Consider the following 16,068-nt stretch of genomic DNA (forward strand, 5'->3'; position numbering starts at 1 on the left):
GTGGCCACGTGCTTATTCATCGAGCACCACCACATTCAACTTGATGGCGGTGCAGCGTGCGGCCTGGGTGGCGTTCAGTTCGATGTCCGCCGCCGGACTGGTCAAGACGACCTTGCGCACGCCTTCGACGTGCACGGCGGCGCTGCAGGCGGAACGGTAGATGCTGTGCCCCAGCGGGCGGCGCGGCTGCGACACGCGCACGGCGGTGGTGCGCGCGGCGTCCAGCAGAATCGGCACTTCCGGGCCGACGCCGATAAACAAGGTGGCCTCGATCTGGTAATCGATGACCTGGGCGGCTTGCACGCTCAAGCGGTCGCCCAAGGGGCGCACGTCCTCGGCGTTGAGCGCGCGCGCCACGGTGCCCAAGAGCGCGGCGTCGGCGATGCCTGTGTCGTTGTTGGCCAGCACGGTGACGATGACATGCGCCGGCGCGGGGCTGGTGGCGCTCGCGTCCTTGACGAGGCCGTCGCTGCTGCGGGCGTGGAATTCGTAGGACGCTTTAGGGCCGGCCACGGACAGGCCGTCCGGCGCTTCCTGGATGCGCAGGCGGTAGGCGTCGTTGTCTTCCATGACGGCGGCCACGGGCGGCAGGGCGTTGGGATTGGCCGGCGTGATGGTCAGGCGTTCCACGTTGACATTGGCGCCCAACTGGTCCAGGTCGCCATCGAGCGCAAAGGCCAGCATGACGGCCTTGCCGGCCTCGTTGACGCGGTTGCGCAGGATGGTTTCTTGATAGCTGTTTTCTTCCAGCAGCTTGGTGGCCGGCTCCGATTCCAGCTCCAACAGGGCCGTGACGGCCGCGCGCTCGGCTTCCGGCAGCAGGCTCACCAAGTGGGCTTTGCGCTTGGCCAGAATGGTTTCGAAGTCCAGCACTTCGACCACGCTGGGCGCCGGCAATTGTGTCAGGTCGATGGGCGTGCTCATACGCTGCCGCCTTGCTTGACGGGCACGGACAGGGTGATGCCCTGGCCATTCGCAGTACCATCGAGCAGCAGCGCGATGGCGCCGTCCGTGTCGCGCGTGAGCTGCACGCTGGATAGTTGCAAACGCGGCTCCCAGCGGCGCAGGGCAAAGGCGGTGGCCGCGTAGATGCGCAATTGCGTGGCGCTGTTCAAGGGCTGGTCGATCAGCTCGGGCACTTCGGAGCCATAGCGGCGGCGCCGCATGCGCGAACCCATGGGCGTGGTGAGGATGTCGGTCACGGACTGGCGCAGGTGGCCAAGGCCCGTCAGGCTGCGCCCGGTGGCGGCGTGCATGCCCATCATGCTTGCGGCCCGCCCGACTGGTCGCCGCCGGCCTTGACGCCGCCGTGCGGATGCTTGAGCAAGCTGATGGCGCCGGCCAGCACGTCCTCGGTCGCTTTGATCGTGCCTTGCACGGCCATGGCAACGCCGCCAGCGGCGCCGGCCTTGGCGTTCACGCCGCCATTCAGCGCGGTGGCGCCGTTGACGGTTGCCGATTGCTCGACAAGCAGATTGCCCATGACGGTCAGGTCGCCTGTGCAAATGGTGCTGGGCGCGTTCGATGTCACCTTGTCGGCGGTGATGGTGGCCGTGCCGCCTGGCAGGGTGGCCGTCAGGGCATGGGCCGCGTGGTCGTACTGCACCACGGCGCCGTCAGGGTAGTGCGTGGTGTGGATGCTGTCGCTGGTTTCGGGCGCGTCAAACGCCTGCGAGTACAGCGCGGGCAGGATGATGCCGCGCGTCAGGTCGCCGCCAGGAGAAAAGACGATCACCTGTTCGCCGATGGTGGGCGCCGACCAGGTGCGCGTGCTGCCGGCGCGCCGGGTGGCCCATTTCAGCCATTCAGTGGTGAGTGTCGGCCCGAGCCGCACGCGCGCCTTGGCCCCGTTGACCTCGGCGATGGTGCCCAGGCGGATCAGGTTTTGCAGCAAGCGGAGGAGGTCGGACAGGTCGGCGTTCATGCAGTGCATGTTGCCGAAGTCCGCGTGCGGATGCACGCGGGGGCGGGTTGATATGCAGCTTAGTGGCTAAGGTTATCGTTGATGGGTTAAGTTAAACAGCAGGTGCATGTAGGTCTTCAAAAGGTGCTCTTAATGTTATTTTTTAAGACCATTGGAATATTCAACTTCGTGCTTTGAACGAATAAAAATATCGATTTCATTCAAATCTTTTATGCAGTTAAAGTTCAGTTGGTCTTCGTCAAGGTTCGGCATTGAAAGAGCTGCGCTCATCATTGCAACTTTATTGGAGGGCCCCCATATACTTCTGCCTTTTGGAAGTCCCTTTGAATCAAGAATTTTGTGCTTTTTTAAAAATTCCTCGATTGCTTCTGGATATTTCCGATATTTCCCAAGATCAATTTCATCTATGGGTAAAGAATCTTTAATGATGGAAAATTCTTTCCATAGTTTTTCTATGGCAAAAAAAATAGAAGATTTAGGAAGATAGTTCTCGATTTCCCTGCCTTGCGTTGCTTGGAATATGGCAGCGCCCCTGCGGCCATCGTTTAATATCTTTATTTGATTCGATATTCTTTGAGCACCCTCTTTTAGGTGTTTGTTTTCTAATGAAGGATGTTCTTCCGAAATGTCGGAATCTACTAATACCACAGGAAATCGGCAATGGCTTAAGAGGTCAATGGTGGATTTAAATTGACCATCATCGGCAACTTCTAAATAGTTTATTAGACTTCCACCGTACTGCATAAAACTGTAGTGTAGGCCTTCTTGATAGCCATCTTTCGCAAGTCGACGGGATAGCCAATGCCTATAAAATACTAATTCTGTTGGTCCCTCGATCCAAATTACAACGTTGGCAGTGAAAAGAGTGCGCGCCGGATGTATTCCTAGTGCTTCCAATGTCGCAAATGCCTCACGACGCGTCGCGACTGAAATTACCGAAAACTTGAATTTTGAAAATTCTTCATCGTAGTCAGTTACACATCTATAAACTCTGTTATCAGATTGAAGAATTGGAGCAAACTCAGTAGCATGAGTGGCGATGATAAACTGGCGGCCATCTGCGCGCATGAGTTCAAGAAGTTGAATGCGCCGGGTAGGATGCAGGCCATTTTCTGGCTCATCCCATAAAACTATTTTGTTTGGATCCTCTCTTTCAGTTAACGCGAAAAATGAAAGAGTCAAATACGTGCCGGTAGATGCCTTTTCATAGGATATTCCATGAATTAAAAGTCTAGTTCCAATATCTTTTTTATCGGAAACATCAATTTCTGATTGTAAAAGTCTATTGAGGCATTCTTCGCTTGATTTGAATTTTTTAGAATCATTTTTATCGCCTTTTTTTAAATCAATCAAGTGATTTATTAATTCTGGTATGTCTTGATCCAATAGATTCTGGGTGGTGATGAGTCTGATTGTTGGTATTCTTAGTATTTTTAGGGAGTCAATGAATTCAGAGCGAAGAATTGTTGCGCTGGTTTCCTTGTCCCCCTCTTCGAAGTTGTAATGTATTAGTTTATTTTGATCTATTAATTTGGAATTTGATGTTTCTTTTTCTGTGGCTATATTGCGTGCCTGTTTTCTATCTCGAATTGTTTGTTCTTGAATATGAGGCGGAGACTTTAAAATGTCCATCTCTATTTGGTTTAAGATAACCTTGGCTTCTACAATTTCCTCATTCCAGTGTTGTAATTCACTTTTTAGAATCGGCTTTTGAAACGTTAAGGTTTGTTTGGTAGATGAAATTCCTGAGATGTAATAACTGGAATTGTCACAGTCAATAGAAATAGTGAGTAAATCAATATCGCTAATTAGCTTTGTTTGTAAAGGTTCTTCACATTCGAACGAAATTTCGGCAGTCTCAAATAGGTGCCACGGATCATGTTGTGGAAGCTTGTCGCATACTTCACGCTCCTCAAGAATCCGAAATGCCAGATCGAGAATTTTTAAGACAGTACTTTTACCCGTCCCATTAGGGCCTGTAAATGTTGTTATTTTTGAAAAATCTAGTTCTAAGGTTTGAATTCCGGGAATGCCGGTGAATTTGCACTTCTTGAGTTTTAACATTTTATGTATTATTAAAAAGTCGAACTAAGTTTGCTAGGTTCCATAGCTTTATGATGCGTACTATCTAATCACTAGGTGGCGCTGATATTGCTGAAGAAAATTTTTATGATGGTAGTTAAGAGTTATTTTTAGATTTTTTTGGCTGACATATCCTTTTGGTTGGTAGCGTAAATTTCAATGCAACTCTAACTCAAATGATAACTTATGTCAGTCGAATTCCCAAATCTATTCATCTCAGAACTTTTCCAAATGACGCAATAAGGAATCACGAATTAACGTCCGATCCGCTTCACTAAATCCCAGCAGCGGCCGGGCCGGGTAGTTGTATTTTGGCCCCTTCTTTGAGACGTTATCCGTCAAGCCCTCATGATGCACGCGTGCGACGTGCATCACCTTGCCCACGAAGCCGACAGTCAACTGGCCAGGATTGGCATGCACCTTGAGGTATTTTGCAGTGCGAATCTTGGCGAACATGGCAGTCTTCTGCCGTTTGATCCGTCCATTCTTCCCCTTGAGGTCCTTGCGCCGCTTGCGTGCCGGATAGGCCGTACCATCCGGTCCCTGTTGCGCCTTGATGCGCTGCGCCTGGCTGCGGCGCAGGTCGATGGCCACCTTGTGGTTGATGGCGCGGCGTTGGGCCGGCGCCAGCTTGGCCAGCAGAGCGCCGGCCCAGGCTTCCAGCGTGTGCAGGTCGTCGCTCATGCGCCCGCCTGCGGCACTTGCCATTCGGCCAGCAGGGTGTCGCCGTCGTACAGCGTCCAGAACTCGTCTGCATATCCGGGTGTCCCTTGAGGCTCGGCCGCGTGCTTGATGTCGTGGCGGCCGCCGTCGCCACGCTTGATGATGACGCGCTCGGTCAGGTTCAGCTTGATTGAGATATCGACCGTTTCGTGGTTGTTGAAGTCCACTTCGAAGCTGATGCCATGCTTGCGCGCTTCCTCGTTGGCCATCAGTTCGGCCTGGTGGACTTTCAGCCAGGCGATCATGGCCACCATGATGGCGTCCGCGTCGCCGGCATAGTCGGTCACGATCAGGTTGAGCTTGAAACGGTATTCGAAGGAGAGCGAGGCGGTGGTGGTGGCCACGACGTTGCCTTCATCGACGAAGACGACGAGGCGATCCGGGTCGCGCTGCAGGTCGGGGATGGCGGCAGCCAGGTGCTGGCGCAGGCTATTCGGTTTGTACATGGTAGGTGTCTCGGACTAGGTTGTAGGCGTCGATGCAGGCGTTCAATTGGCGGGTGGCGTCGTCGCCGTCGCCGGCAATGGCGTCAAGAGCTGCCGCAGTCGCTGCGTCAAGTTCGGCACCCGCTTGGTGCCGATGGCCTGCGGCAGCGGTGGTATCTGCAGTGGCGGCGCACTGGCCGCCGGCGACGGGGATTGACAGGCGCACAGCGCCGCTGCGCACGTCATGGTTAAAACGGTCACGCTCGGTTTTTGCATGGGTTTGCTCCTGGGTGAGGTGGTCGGCGCGCTGGGCCAGGGCGGCGCCGGCGGCGCGCTCCAGGGTGAGCGCGCGGGCGGTGGCCTGGGCCAGCGCGCTGGCGGCGGTGCTTTTGTTGGTGGCGGCCGCGCGCTGTAATTCGGCGATGTTGGCGTCCTTGCGCCATCCCTGCGCCGTCCAGCCCGCGATGGCGCCGCACAGGAGAACGGCGGCCAGCGGGCGCCAGGTGGTGGTCACATGGCCACCCGTTCCTTGATCCAGCCGAACAGAAAGCGGCGCTGGGTCTTGTTGGCTTCGGTGATTTCCAGATAGCGCGCCGCCTGCAGGCCGTTCAGGGCGCGCAGCATGACGGTCGCACCTTCCTGCCCGCGCCAGGCGAGGAAGGCGGCCAGCGCGGCCAGCGACTGGGCGCCCAGGCGGCCGTCGACGGTGAGCACGGGATAGCGCGTGCCGGTGTCGTTGAAACCGTTCAGCCAGCGCTGCAGGAACTCGGCCGCGCGGTGCGGCCCTATGTTCACGCCCGTGTCGATCACTTCGGCGCCGATGCTTGCGTGCAGGGCCAGCACCTGATCGAACTTCGGTTCCGTGATGTAGCGGGCCGTGTAGATGGCGCGCGCCACGGCCACGGGCAGCTCGCGCATCGGCCCCGTGTAGCCGTTGGCGCGGGCCACGGCCACGGTGATGCCGAGGTTGGTTTCGCCGCCCTTGTCTTGCGGGTCGTTCACGTAGCCGCCTTCGGCGCGCAAGATGGCGTCGATGACGCGCGCGATCAGTGGATTGTCGGTGGTGGCCATCAATGTTCCTTCGCGTCTTTGACCAGCTCGGCGATGTCCTTGTCGCTGCGGCGCTGGAACCACAGGGCCACGGCGCGCGATACCCACCAGCCGGGCGCGCCCACGATCAGGTCGATGGCGGAAGCGTTGACCATGGCGCCGATGGCCGGGAGCTGGGCGCACAGCAGCTGGTACACGGTGCCGCCCAGCAGGCACGAGAACACGCCGGCGCAGGCCAGGCGGGCGACGAATTCGCCCTTGTTGAAGGTGCCGTCGCTGTTCAACGGCGGCAGCACGATGTACAGCATGGCGGCGCCGACCATGCCCAGCGCTGCCTTGAAGCCGTACAGTTTGACCAGGGTGGCGAAACCACCAAACGATTCTGCGGACATTGCTTGATTCTCCGGTGAGAGGGGTGATAGATTTTTCATGATGGATAAAGGGTCAATGCCAGGATCAGTCCCATAGCTGCACGATGTCAGCAAGCTGGCCCGTGCTGGGCGCCGGCTCGGGCAGGGTGACGACCAGGCCGGCGGGCAGCACGGCGCCATGGCGCGCCAGCGTGGGATTCATTTCCAGGGTGTGCTCGACGTATCCCGCGCCGTCGCCCAGGTAGCGCCACACCAGGGCGTCTACCGTGTCGTGCTGCCGCGTGCGCACCTGCATCAGATCAGTTCCACGGTCAGGTGCGTGCGTCCGACCATATCGGCGATGGCCCATTGCGCATTGCGCCGCTGCGCGCCGGGTGCCTCGTCCAGCCATTCCATGCTTTTCTTGTCGCTGACGGACGTGGCCGTGCTGTCGTAGTCGCGGTAACGCTCGATCAGATCGGCCTTCGCCGTGCTGTAGACGGCGCGCCGGTACTGCGCCAGCAGGCGGGATTCGCGGTTGATGCGCGCGGCCGGCACGTCCACCAGGGCGGCGTTGCCGGCTGCGGCTTGCTTGTCCCGCCAGTCGGTCAGCTCGCGGTTGACGTGCAGGATGGCATCGACCACGGCTTGCACCAGGCGCGCGTCGGTGACGGTGCCGTCCAGGCGCATGGCGTCGCGCATATCGGTGAGCAGGATGTTGGGAAACCAGCCGTCGTTCTCGATGACGCCAGGGGAAGGCGCTGGCGGCGCCGGGGCGGTGCCTGGCTGAATCGACGGGGGCAGGGCCATGAAGGACATACGGGACGCTTTCAAAAGGGGGCGGTGGACGGGGTTCATCAGGTCAAAGGGTTGGCCAGAATCCCCCCGTGCCGCCGTGCTGCGGGGGATGCTCTTTACGTGGAACCGGCCGCGCGCTTGATGCGCCGTTCCAGCCGTTCCATATCTTTCTTGACGCCGCATGACTCGGATAGAGCGCGGGCACGCGTCAACTGGGCCATGGCCGTTTCCGCCTGCGCCACCAGCGCCGGGGCGATGTCCGTGTCGTCGGCCTTGTCCAGCACGGCGATCATGGCCAGGCCGATGGCCTTGTGCAGCTTGGCGCGCGCCTGGTCGGGCGCGTCGCTGGCGGCCGTCAACTGTTCCACCTGGCCCAGCACCTGCGCGGCGTGCTGCGGATCGGCGGCCAGCTTGCCCTGCAGGAAGGCGGCGGCGAACTCGTCCAGCATCAAGGTGGCGATGTCGCGGCTGTAGCCATCGGGCAAGGTGAACTTGTGTTCCAGGGCGTAGGCGGCCATGACCAGGGCGCGCGCATACTCGCCAGTGTCGATGTGCCACACCAGCAGGGTGGCAAAGACATCATCCTGCGCACCCTTGCCGCCAGCCAGCACGCCGTCGATCCATTGCGCATACTCAGGCAGCAAGATGGCCTTGACCTCAATCTTGCGCTCGACGGACTGAATGGCTTTCAGGCGCCGCCGGTCATCGGACAGCTTGTAGAGCATCAGATCGTAGGCCGTGCCGGTGGTGACGCCTTGCGGCGCGGCGGCGCCGGCCGTGCGCTCGGCCAGCATGCGTGCGCGGTGGCGCAGGGCGGGAGACTGGTTGCTCATCACTTGTCTTTCAGCTCGATGTTTTCCACCAGCGCGGCCAGGCCCAGGTCTTCGATCACGTAGGCGTCGTTCGACGACTCGTAATTTTCGATGCGGTCGCGCTTGGGCACGTCCTCGACGCGGCGGCGGCGCGCGCCTTCCTGGAAGTAGATCGACAGATTGTCGAAGCGCGTGATGAGGATGGCGTTATCCGGGAAGTAGGGCACGCGCGCCGCCGGCAAGCCGCCGATGCGTTTCTGGCTGATGATGATGTCGGCCGCCAGGGTTTCCGTGGGCGCCTGCTTGGTGTTGACCAACGGAAAGTACTTGTCGTTCAGCAGCTTGCGCCCGACGATGGCCACCAGATTGGTGTCTTCCTGATACCACGGGTCCAGCAGGTTGACGGCATCGGTGACGGCCGCGTCCAGATTGGCATAGTCGGCGCCGTCGACGTCGCCGATGATGACCTTGCCCGGCATGCCGGCGGCCACCAGGCCCAGCACGCGCTCGGGCGCCAGCTCGCGCAGGTGCTGCAGCCAGCCTTTATTGACGTCCTGCAGCAGCGGATTGGCGTCCAGATCGGTGTCTGCCATGGCTTTCACGCCATTGAAGCCGATGACGATGCGGTCGAGCGCTTGGCGCGTCAAAATGGCATTGGCCACGCGCGACTGGAAGTCGGGGAACTTGGCCCAGGCGTCCAGCTTGGCATAGTTCAGATGCGTGTCGAAGTTGGTCTGCTCGCAGCGGTACTTGGTGCCGTCCAGGGTGGACAGGTCGCGCGTCTTGCGTTCCTTGTCCTTGGTGTTGGTGCGGCCGGCAATCGGGCCGGAGACGCCCAGGCCCAGCTTTTCGCCTTCCTGCTCGGTCACGCCGATGATGTTTACTTTCGACAGGAACTCGCTCGATTCCTGCATCTTCGTTTCCAGCTTTTGCTGCACGCTGGGGGTGACGCTGAAGGTCTTGGCCACGTTGTCCGTGTCGTTCAGTTGGCCCAGGCGGGTTTCATACTGGCCAAAGACCTGGCGTGTTTGCTTTTTCATGGTTCGATGCTCCGTTGTTGAATAGGGTAGGTGGATGGCGCGCGCTTAAAACTCGGTCTGCACGGCACCGTCGTTGCCAGTGGCGGCCGGGCGGCGCGGGCCGTTGCCGGGTGCTTCGTCCATCTGCGCCTTGAAAGCGGCCAGCTCGTCCTGCGTGGCCTTCAATGCAGTTTCGGTTTTTTCCAGGCGTGCCAGGGTGCCCGTGTAGTTGTCGTTGACGGTGACGACGTGGCCGGCCAGCGCTTCGACGGCTTCGCTGATGTCGGCGAACTGCGCGGCGTCGGTGCCGGATTTATGGGAAAAGCGCGACAGCAGGTTTTTCACGGCGTCGGCCAGCTTGGTGCCCTGCGGCTCGTCAAATTCCAGCGTCACCTCGACGGCGGACGTGAACAGGTTGGCGCTTTGCTGCTTGCGGCTGGCGGAGAATTTCAGTGCATCCGTGCCCAGGCTGGCCGGGCTGTCGGTGACGCCCAGGCCGACCAGATAAGGCTGCGCCGAGTCGGCAAAGTCGGGCTGAATTTCCAGGCTGGTGTACAGCTTCTGTTTTGCCTTGTTGATGGCCACCAGTTCCGGCGTGGGTTCGATCTGCGCGAACAGGGCCAGTTTCTTGCCGCTGTCGGTGTCCACTTCCTCGGCTTTCACGGCGATCACGTCGCCGTAGGCCTTGAACTGGCTGTCGGGCAGGATGCCGCGAATGTGCTCGAGCCAGATGCGCGCGCCGTAGGTTTTCGGGTTGTAGGTGGCGGCGATCTGCTCGATGGTGGCGCGGTCGATGTTGCGGCCGTCCGTGGTGGCGCCTTCGGTGGCGACGCGGAAGAATTTCGATTTGGACATGGTGGGCGTTCTCGGTTGATCGGATAACGCCATGGTCAACGTCTTGGCGCCGCGATTCAATGCGGTGCGGGTTGCTATGGGCCATAGCGACTTTTGCCTTCCCCCGCTCCGCGCGCGCGCGGCCTACGCTGGCGGCATGCTGACAATCGAGAAAACAAGCGAACAAACCCCCGACGAGAAAATCGCCGAACTGGCCGTGCCCGAATCCGAACCGCGCCGTGCCGCGCGCGCCCTGTACTGGAAGGGTTGGCGCATTTCGTCCATCGCCCGTCACCTGGGGATCAAGCGCAGCACCATCAATAGCTGGAAAGAGCGCGACGAATGGGACAAGGCGCAGGCCATCGAGCACGTCGAGGCGTCGGCCGAGCTGCGCCTGGTCAAGCTGATCGAAAAAGAGGTCAAGAGCGGTAGCGACTACAAGGAAATTGACTTGCTGGCGCGCACCATCGTGCAGATGGCGCGCGTGCGCCGCTACGAGCAGCCGGGCGGCAACGAGGTCGATCTCAATCCCAAGCTGGCGAACCGCAATGCCGGGCCGAAGAAGAAGCCGACGCGCAACGACTTTAGCGAAGAGCAGAAAATCCAGCTGCTCGACGCCTTCCAGGATTCGCTCTTCGATTATCAAAAGGTCTGGTATCGCAACGGCGACCAGCGCACGCGCGCCATTTTGAAATCGCGCCAGATCGGCGCCACCTGGTATTTCGCCCGCGAGGCGCTGGCCGATGCGATGGAAACCGGGCGGAACCAGATTTTCCTGTCCGCGTCGAAGTCGCAGGCGCACGTCTTCAAGCAATACATCGTGCAATTCGCGCGCGAGGCGGCCGGCATCGAGCTGACGGGCGACCCTATCGTGCTGCCGAACGGCGCGCACCTGTACTTCCTGGGCACCAACGCGCGCACCGCGCAGGGCTACCACGGCAATTTCTACTTCGATGAATTCTTTTGGACGCAGAATTTCCAGGAACTCAACAAGGTGGCCTCGGGCATGGCCATCCACAAGAAGTGGCGCAAGACCTATTTCTCCACGCCATCCTCGACCACGCACCAGGCGTACCCGTTCTGGACGGGCGAGCTGTTCAACAAGCGCCGCGCCAAGGCCGACCAGGTGAATATCGATGTGAGTCACGGCCGCTTGTCGTCCGGTTTCACGGGCGAGGACAAGATCTGGCGCCAGATCGTCACCATCCTGGACGCCGAGCGCGGCGGCTGCAACCTGTTCGACATCGACGAGCTGCGCAACTTCGAATACAGCCCCGACCAGTTCGACAACCTGCTGATGTGCAATTTTATTGACGACTCCGCCTCGGTGTTCCCGCTGGCCGAGCTGCAGCGCTGCATGGTCGATTCCTGGGTGGAGTGGGACGACTACAAGCCCTTGCTGGGCCTGCGCCCGTTCGGCAACCGGCCCGTGTGGATCGGCTACGACCCGGCCTTGAACGGCGATAGCGCCGGCTGCGTCGTGCTGGCGCCGCCCATGACGGCCGGCGGCAAGTTCCGCATCCTGGAGCGCCACCAGTGGCGCGGGCAGGATTTCAAGGATCACGCCGAAGCCATCCGCCAGATGACGCAGCGTTACAACGTCGAATACATCGGTATCGACACCACAGGCATGGGTATCGGCGTCTTCCCCATCGTGCGCCAGTTCTTCCCGGCCGCCACGGCGATCAACTACTCGCCCGAGGTCAAAACCCGCATGGTCTTGAAGGCGAAAAATATCATCAGCAAGGCGCGGCTGGAGTTTGACGCCGGCTGGACGGACATCGCGCAATCGTTCATGGCCATCCGCAAGACCCTCACCCCCAGCGGGCGCAACGTCACCTATGTGGCGGGGCGCACCGATGAAACCGGCCACGCCGATCTGGCGTGGGCCTGCATGCACGCCCTCGATCACGAGCCGTTCGAAGGCACCACCGACAACCACCACTCTTTCATGGAGATTTATTCTTGAGCAAAGCACGACACTTGCGGGGCCGCCAGGCCCAGCCCGCCCCACCAGCTACCACGGCGCCGGCCGCCGCCGGCATCGAGGCGTTTTCCTTCGGCGACCCCACACCCGTGCTCGAGCACGCCGACATTCTCGATTGCTTCGAATGCTGGAAGAACGGCCACTGGTATGAGCCGCCCGTCAACCTGGCCGGCCTGGCCAAGTCGTTTAACGCGGGCGTGCACCACAGCAGCGCCATCCACTTCAAGGCCAACGTGCTGGCCTCCACCATGATCCCCAGTAAGTATTTGTCGCGCGATGCCTTCAAGCGCATGGCGCTGGACTTCCTGACGTTCGGCAACGCCTACCTGGAAGACCGACCCAGCCGCAGCGGCAAGGCGCTGGCGTACCAGCATGCGCTGGCCAAATACATGCGGCGTGGCGTCGATCTGGATACCTATTATTTTGTGAACGGCTACCAGGCCGTGCACCAGTTCGACAAGGGGCGCGTGTTCCACCTGATGGAGCCGGACGTCAATCAGGAGCTGTACGGCGTGCCGCAGTACCTGAGCGCGCTGCAATCAGCCTGGCTCAACGAGGCGGCCACCCTGTTCCGCCGCAAGTACTACAAGAACGGTTCGCACGCCGGTTTCGTCTTCTACATGACGGATGCCGCCGCCAACACCCAGGACGTGGACAACTTGCGCCAGGCCATGCGCGACAGCAAGGGGCCGGGTAACTTCCGCAACCTGTTCATGTACGCGCCGAACGGCAAGAAGGACGGCATCCAGATTCTGCCGGTGTCGGACGTGGCCGCCAAGGACGAGTTTTTCAATATCAAGAGCGTGACGCGCGACGACCAGCTGGCCGCGCACCGCGTGCCACCACAGCTCATGGGCATCCTGCCGAACAATGCCGGCGGCTTCGGCGCGGTGGAACCGGCCGCGCGTGTCTTCGCACGCAATGAGCTGGTGCCGCTGCAGGCACAGTTCATGGCGATCAACGAATGGGCCGGCGTGGAAGTAGTGTGCTTCGCCCCGTATGACCTGGCCACGGGTGGGGAGGGCGCGGCATGAGCGACCACATCGACAACACCGATAAAATCATCTTCGCCGAGGTGGCGCGCGGCCTGGCCGCCGTGCGGCGCCGGCCGGGTCTGATGGCGCATGGCTGCTGCCACTACTGCGACGAGGCGCTGGCGCCCGCGCTGCTGTTCTGCAATGTGGACTGCCGCGACGACTATGAGAAGGAGCAGGCGGCGATGATCCGCGCCGGCCGCCCAGGATGAGCGCCACGCCGCGATAGCCGATAGGGCAGGGCCGCGACAGTCCAGCCGCGCCAGAGCGCCCCAGCCACCGCACAAGCCGCCCACGAGGCGGCTTTTTCACGTCCTGATGATTGATGTTGCTCTAGATGCAAGAAAAAGCCCCATTTCGGCCCGGCGCGCGCAGTTGTCCCCCCTCCACACCTGCCCGCTATATAGGGCTCTTTTGACTCAAATTTGCGCCATGGCCGAAGGCGCATGAAGACTGGCGCGGCGGGGCGAAGAGGGGGCATGCGTTTTGACGCATTTTGACGCACTTTGGGCAGTTTTTTACGCAACCGATGGAAAAATTCCATAACCAAGAACAATCGCGTCCCCTGGCGTGTCATAACCTTGCCATTTATTACTAGTTGGTCAGGCTGCTTGCATCGATGCGCGCAAGCCAGGGCACTCCAGAGAGTGCCCTAAGAAGATGGCCTCTGTGCCCCGATAGCGATTTTGAGCGCAGTAACTTAAGCTATAGCTAACGAATTGGTAGTCGTTGTAGAGTTGCCGAATTGGTGCGACATCGTCGTATGAAATCATTGTATGTTGCCTGATCCTACGACTCGCTGCGGCTACTTCTGCATGATCTTCATGTTGATAGTGATGCTCATATAGGTCTCCTCCCTTTACGTAATAAGGGGGGTCAAGATATACGAGAGTGTTGTGCGGTAGCGGCGGTACGATTGTGTCCAGTAAGGTTACTGCGTCTAAATTGTAGAGATTTATCCGTGCACGGTGCTCCGCAATTAAGGCGATCCGTTTAATAAGCTCATCTTTGTTGAACCGAGCGTCAATTTTGAAGTTGCCATCCTGGTTTTTTCCTCCGATGACACCAGCTTTAAGGATGCCCGAGCGATTTGTCCGGTTTAGGAAAAAAGTTGAAAATCCTAGGTCTAATGTATTGGCTTCGGCTTTGTTTTTTTGTATCTGACGTTGTTCTAGCCAGGACTCCATGTTCACAGGTGTGGCCTCAATCCTCTGACAAAGTGCATCGGTATTGTTGAGCACAGAGTCCCAGAATGCCCATACAGCTGGATCCAGATCGTTGATGTGGACGCGCTCAGCAAACTCTTGAATAACAAGCTCAAGAGCTATTGAGGCGCCTCCGGCGTAAGGCTCTACGTAGTGCCCACCCATCAGTTTGTTGTGGCGGAAAAGTGCTTTTACGTACTCAGTAAGTTTTGTTTTTCCGCCCGGGTAACGTAGCGGTGAAAAATAGCCAGACAAGATTGCCCCTCAAAGTTAAGCGCTACTGTACCCGTTTTTCTCAGGGGTGGCCACCTTAATCTTCCACGTGACCGACGAGGTGCATGAACGGGGCGATGTTATCCCAAGCGAGCTGCAGTTCAGACGGTATCGGGTTGGAGTGCCTAGAGTGTACAAACGAATGCAAGGTGGTAATACTGCCAAATTCTGATTTTGGATCGGAGTTGATACCAACGAGCCTATCAACGTTTGCGGATTGATTTTTGTCTAACAATCCTAACGTCTTGAGGTGTGCCGCAGCACCCTTTGCCTTCTCTGCGAGTGACGCTTGTGGAGGGCGAGACATAGCGAATTTAAGACTGGTACGGGCAATATAGTCATCCAAAGTCAACTCGATATAGGTACGGAAGAGTACCGCAACTGCGTTCTCTTGCTTTTCAACCTCCATCTTTTTCAGTTCAGCCAGGATTCGATTTAGGCGCGGGCTCTTTGGGCTTGTAGTGATGACAAAATCTTTAGGTATTAGAGCTTTCCGTGTGCTGCTTTTTTGTCGAGGCTTCGGTGCCGTTGGTTCCTGAGGTGCCGGCTGCGGCACGGATTCAACATCCACCTGCCAGGCGGCAGCGCCTCCCGCAGCCTCTTGTGGTAGCGACGCTGCTGGGAATTGCTGTAGGTAGTTCTTCCGATCTCCCTTTAACTTAAGTTTGGTAACGTTCCATTTTGCAGTAGAAAGATCGGCAACTACTTGCTTCACTCCTTTTGCTAGTTCATCAACGGATACCCGCGAAAGTAGCACGCCATTTAGCAGATCGAGGCCGAGAGCAGTTCGAATCTGTGGATCCCCCAAGAGTCGATTCAATGTAGACAGCGGAAATGGCCCGCCGCTGGAGTTTTTGAGATCATCGTCCGTGAACCAGTTGTTCGCCTTGCCGAAGTCGAGCAGCTCCAGTCCAATGTCTCCCTTATTGCTGTACCGAGATTTGGCTATCGAGTCCCATGGGACCGTTCCAGCTCCATCATTAGGCCCTGTATGCTTTAAGTTGATCCAAGGATCCGCGGCAATTCGAGACGGAAATAACACCACTGTTACCTTGTTAACTGTGGAATTGTTGGCCTTGGTAGCGAGAGCTTTCATTCGCTTGCAAAATGCAGGTACTCCGGCACCAGTTGGCATCGAATCAAGCAAGACTGGCTTTGATAGGACTTTGAGGACTGAGGTTCGGCGGTTACCTTCCAGAACTGTATATCTGGTACCGTTTTCTATAACGATGATGAGATCAGTAGGATTTTGGCCATACTTGACAATGTGTTCTGCAAGCTTGAGACTTTTTGGCATGCTCGAAAGTAAGATCTTTTCGAGTGCTTCGCGATCGCTGTTTTGTACAGGGTAGCGTGGATTCTGTAGATCGAAATCGAGCTTGCTTACCGGGACCGTTATTTGTTGGTTCATTGTTTATGCTATTGCTATATGGAAAAATATGTTAAATGTACACGCTTTTCGGTAAATTACAAATTTTTCATGCAAGGATGATTACTGTTTTGCGATATGAGCGGCAACGTTCCAATTGCCTTTAAGGGAGGGAGGTCCAAA

The 16,068-nt window shown here is 58.3% G+C and carries 19 protein-coding genes; 3 read left to right on the top strand and 16 right to left on the bottom strand.

Annotated elements, in window-relative coordinates:
• Positions 1-12: 12 nt before the first annotated feature.
• The 14 genes from O3301_RS19790 to O3301_RS19855 all read right to left on the bottom strand — a co-directional run bounded on the left by O3301_RS19790 (position 13) and on the right by O3301_RS19855 (position 10,038).
• Entirely contained in the window at positions 13-924 is a 912-nt protein-coding gene (locus O3301_RS19790; RefSeq protein ID WP_305057255.1) for a baseplate J/gp47 family protein, read from the bottom strand.
• Entirely contained in the window at positions 921-1,265 is a 345-nt protein-coding gene (locus O3301_RS19795; protein WP_305057256.1) for a GPW/gp25 family protein, read from the bottom strand. The genes O3301_RS19790 and O3301_RS19795 overlap by 4 nt, the downstream gene beginning before the upstream one ends.
• The gene (locus O3301_RS19800) at positions 1,262-1,924 is read right to left on the bottom strand and encodes a phage baseplate assembly protein V (protein ID WP_305057257.1); all 663 of its coding nucleotides are present in this window, start codon (positions 1,922-1,924) and stop codon (positions 1,262-1,264) included. Before O3301_RS19800 ends, O3301_RS19795 begins: the two co-directional genes overlap by 4 nt.
• 135 nt (positions 1,925-2,059) lie before the next feature.
• A complete protein-coding gene (locus tag O3301_RS19805) occupies positions 2,060-3,988 on the bottom strand; it encodes an AAA family ATPase (RefSeq protein WP_305057258.1) in 1,929 nt (642 codons plus the stop codon).
• A 234-nt stretch (positions 3,989-4,222) separates the two neighbouring features.
• A complete protein-coding gene (locus O3301_RS19810) occupies positions 4,223-4,690 on the bottom strand; it encodes a phage virion morphogenesis protein (protein ID WP_305057259.1) in 468 nt (155 codons plus the stop codon).
• Positions 4,687-5,175 carry a phage tail protein gene (locus tag O3301_RS19815; RefSeq protein ID WP_305057260.1) on the bottom strand — a complete coding sequence of 163 codons (489 nt, stop codon included), beginning with the start codon at positions 5,173-5,175 and terminating at the stop codon, positions 4,687-4,689. The genes O3301_RS19810 and O3301_RS19815 overlap by 4 nt, the downstream gene beginning before the upstream one ends.
• Entirely contained in the window at positions 5,159-5,668 is a 510-nt protein-coding gene (locus O3301_RS19820; protein WP_305057261.1) for a lysis system i-spanin subunit Rz, read from the bottom strand. Before O3301_RS19820 ends, O3301_RS19815 begins: the two co-directional genes overlap by 17 nt.
• Positions 5,665-6,225 (bottom strand): glycoside hydrolase family 108 protein, encoded by a 561-nt coding sequence (locus tag O3301_RS19825; protein ID WP_305057262.1) that lies wholly within the window; start codon positions 6,223-6,225, stop codon positions 5,665-5,667. The genes O3301_RS19820 and O3301_RS19825 overlap by 4 nt, the downstream gene beginning before the upstream one ends.
• Positions 6,225-6,596, bottom strand: coding sequence for a hypothetical protein (locus O3301_RS19830; protein ID WP_035820867.1), 372 nt, complete (start codon positions 6,594-6,596; stop codon positions 6,225-6,227). Before O3301_RS19830 ends, O3301_RS19825 begins: the two co-directional genes overlap by 1 nt.
• 64 nt (positions 6,597-6,660) lie before the next feature.
• A complete protein-coding gene (locus O3301_RS19835; RefSeq protein ID WP_305057263.1) occupies positions 6,661-6,870 on the bottom strand; it encodes a tail protein X in 210 nt (69 codons plus the stop codon).
• Positions 6,870-7,373, bottom strand: a complete 504-nt coding sequence (locus tag O3301_RS19840; protein WP_305057264.1) for a head completion/stabilization protein — start codon at positions 7,371-7,373, stop codon at positions 6,870-6,872. The genes O3301_RS19835 and O3301_RS19840 overlap by 1 nt, the downstream gene beginning before the upstream one ends.
• 95 nt (positions 7,374-7,468) lie before the next feature.
• A complete protein-coding gene (gene gpM / locus O3301_RS19845) occupies positions 7,469-8,185 on the bottom strand; it encodes a phage terminase small subunit (RefSeq protein ID WP_305057265.1) in 717 nt (238 codons plus the stop codon).
• Positions 8,185-9,204, bottom strand: a complete 1,020-nt coding sequence (locus tag O3301_RS19850; RefSeq protein WP_305057266.1) for a phage major capsid protein, P2 family — start codon at positions 9,202-9,204, stop codon at positions 8,185-8,187. Before O3301_RS19850 ends, gpM begins: the two co-directional genes overlap by 1 nt.
• Before the next feature lie 45 nt (positions 9,205-9,249).
• The gene (locus O3301_RS19855) at positions 9,250-10,038 is read right to left on the bottom strand and encodes a GPO family capsid scaffolding protein (protein ID WP_305057267.1); all 789 of its coding nucleotides are present in this window, start codon (positions 10,036-10,038) and stop codon (positions 9,250-9,252) included.
• 136 nt (positions 10,039-10,174) lie between these two features.
• Here O3301_RS19855 and O3301_RS19860 point away from each other — a divergent pair, with 136 nt between their 5' ends.
• From O3301_RS19860 to O3301_RS19870, 3 genes are read left to right on the top strand one after another with little or no spacing between them, the layout of a single operon-like run.
• Positions 10,175-11,986: a terminase ATPase subunit family protein gene (locus O3301_RS19860; RefSeq protein ID WP_305057268.1), complete on the top strand. Its 1,812-nt coding sequence runs from the start codon at positions 10,175-10,177 to the stop codon at positions 11,984-11,986.
• Complete coding sequence (locus O3301_RS19865; protein ID WP_305057269.1) at positions 11,983-13,038, top strand: phage portal protein; 1,056 nt, start codon at positions 11,983-11,985, stop codon at positions 13,036-13,038. Before O3301_RS19860 ends, O3301_RS19865 begins: the two co-directional genes overlap by 4 nt.
• Positions 13,035-13,250 carry a hypothetical protein gene (locus O3301_RS19870; RefSeq protein ID WP_305057270.1) on the top strand — a complete coding sequence of 72 codons (216 nt, stop codon included), beginning with the start codon at positions 13,035-13,037 and terminating at the stop codon, positions 13,248-13,250. Before O3301_RS19865 ends, O3301_RS19870 begins: the two co-directional genes overlap by 4 nt.
• A 390-nt stretch (positions 13,251-13,640) precedes the next feature.
• On the opposite strand, the gene O3301_RS19875 is transcribed toward O3301_RS19870, so the two are convergent.
• Together O3301_RS19875 and O3301_RS19880 are read right to left on the bottom strand one after the other, a co-directional pair.
• Entirely contained in the window at positions 13,641-14,498 is an 858-nt protein-coding gene (locus tag O3301_RS19875) for a DNA adenine methylase (RefSeq protein WP_305057271.1), read from the bottom strand.
• Between the two features lie 55 nt (positions 14,499-14,553).
• A complete protein-coding gene (locus tag O3301_RS19880; protein WP_305057272.1) occupies positions 14,554-15,927 on the bottom strand; it encodes a hypothetical protein in 1,374 nt (457 codons plus the stop codon).
• Positions 15,928-16,068: the final 141 nt, after the last annotated feature.

It is taken from the genome of Janthinobacterium sp. SUN211 (assembly GCF_030587315.1).
Lineage (GTDB): Bacteria > Pseudomonadota > Gammaproteobacteria > Burkholderiales > Burkholderiaceae_D > Janthinobacterium > Janthinobacterium kumbetense.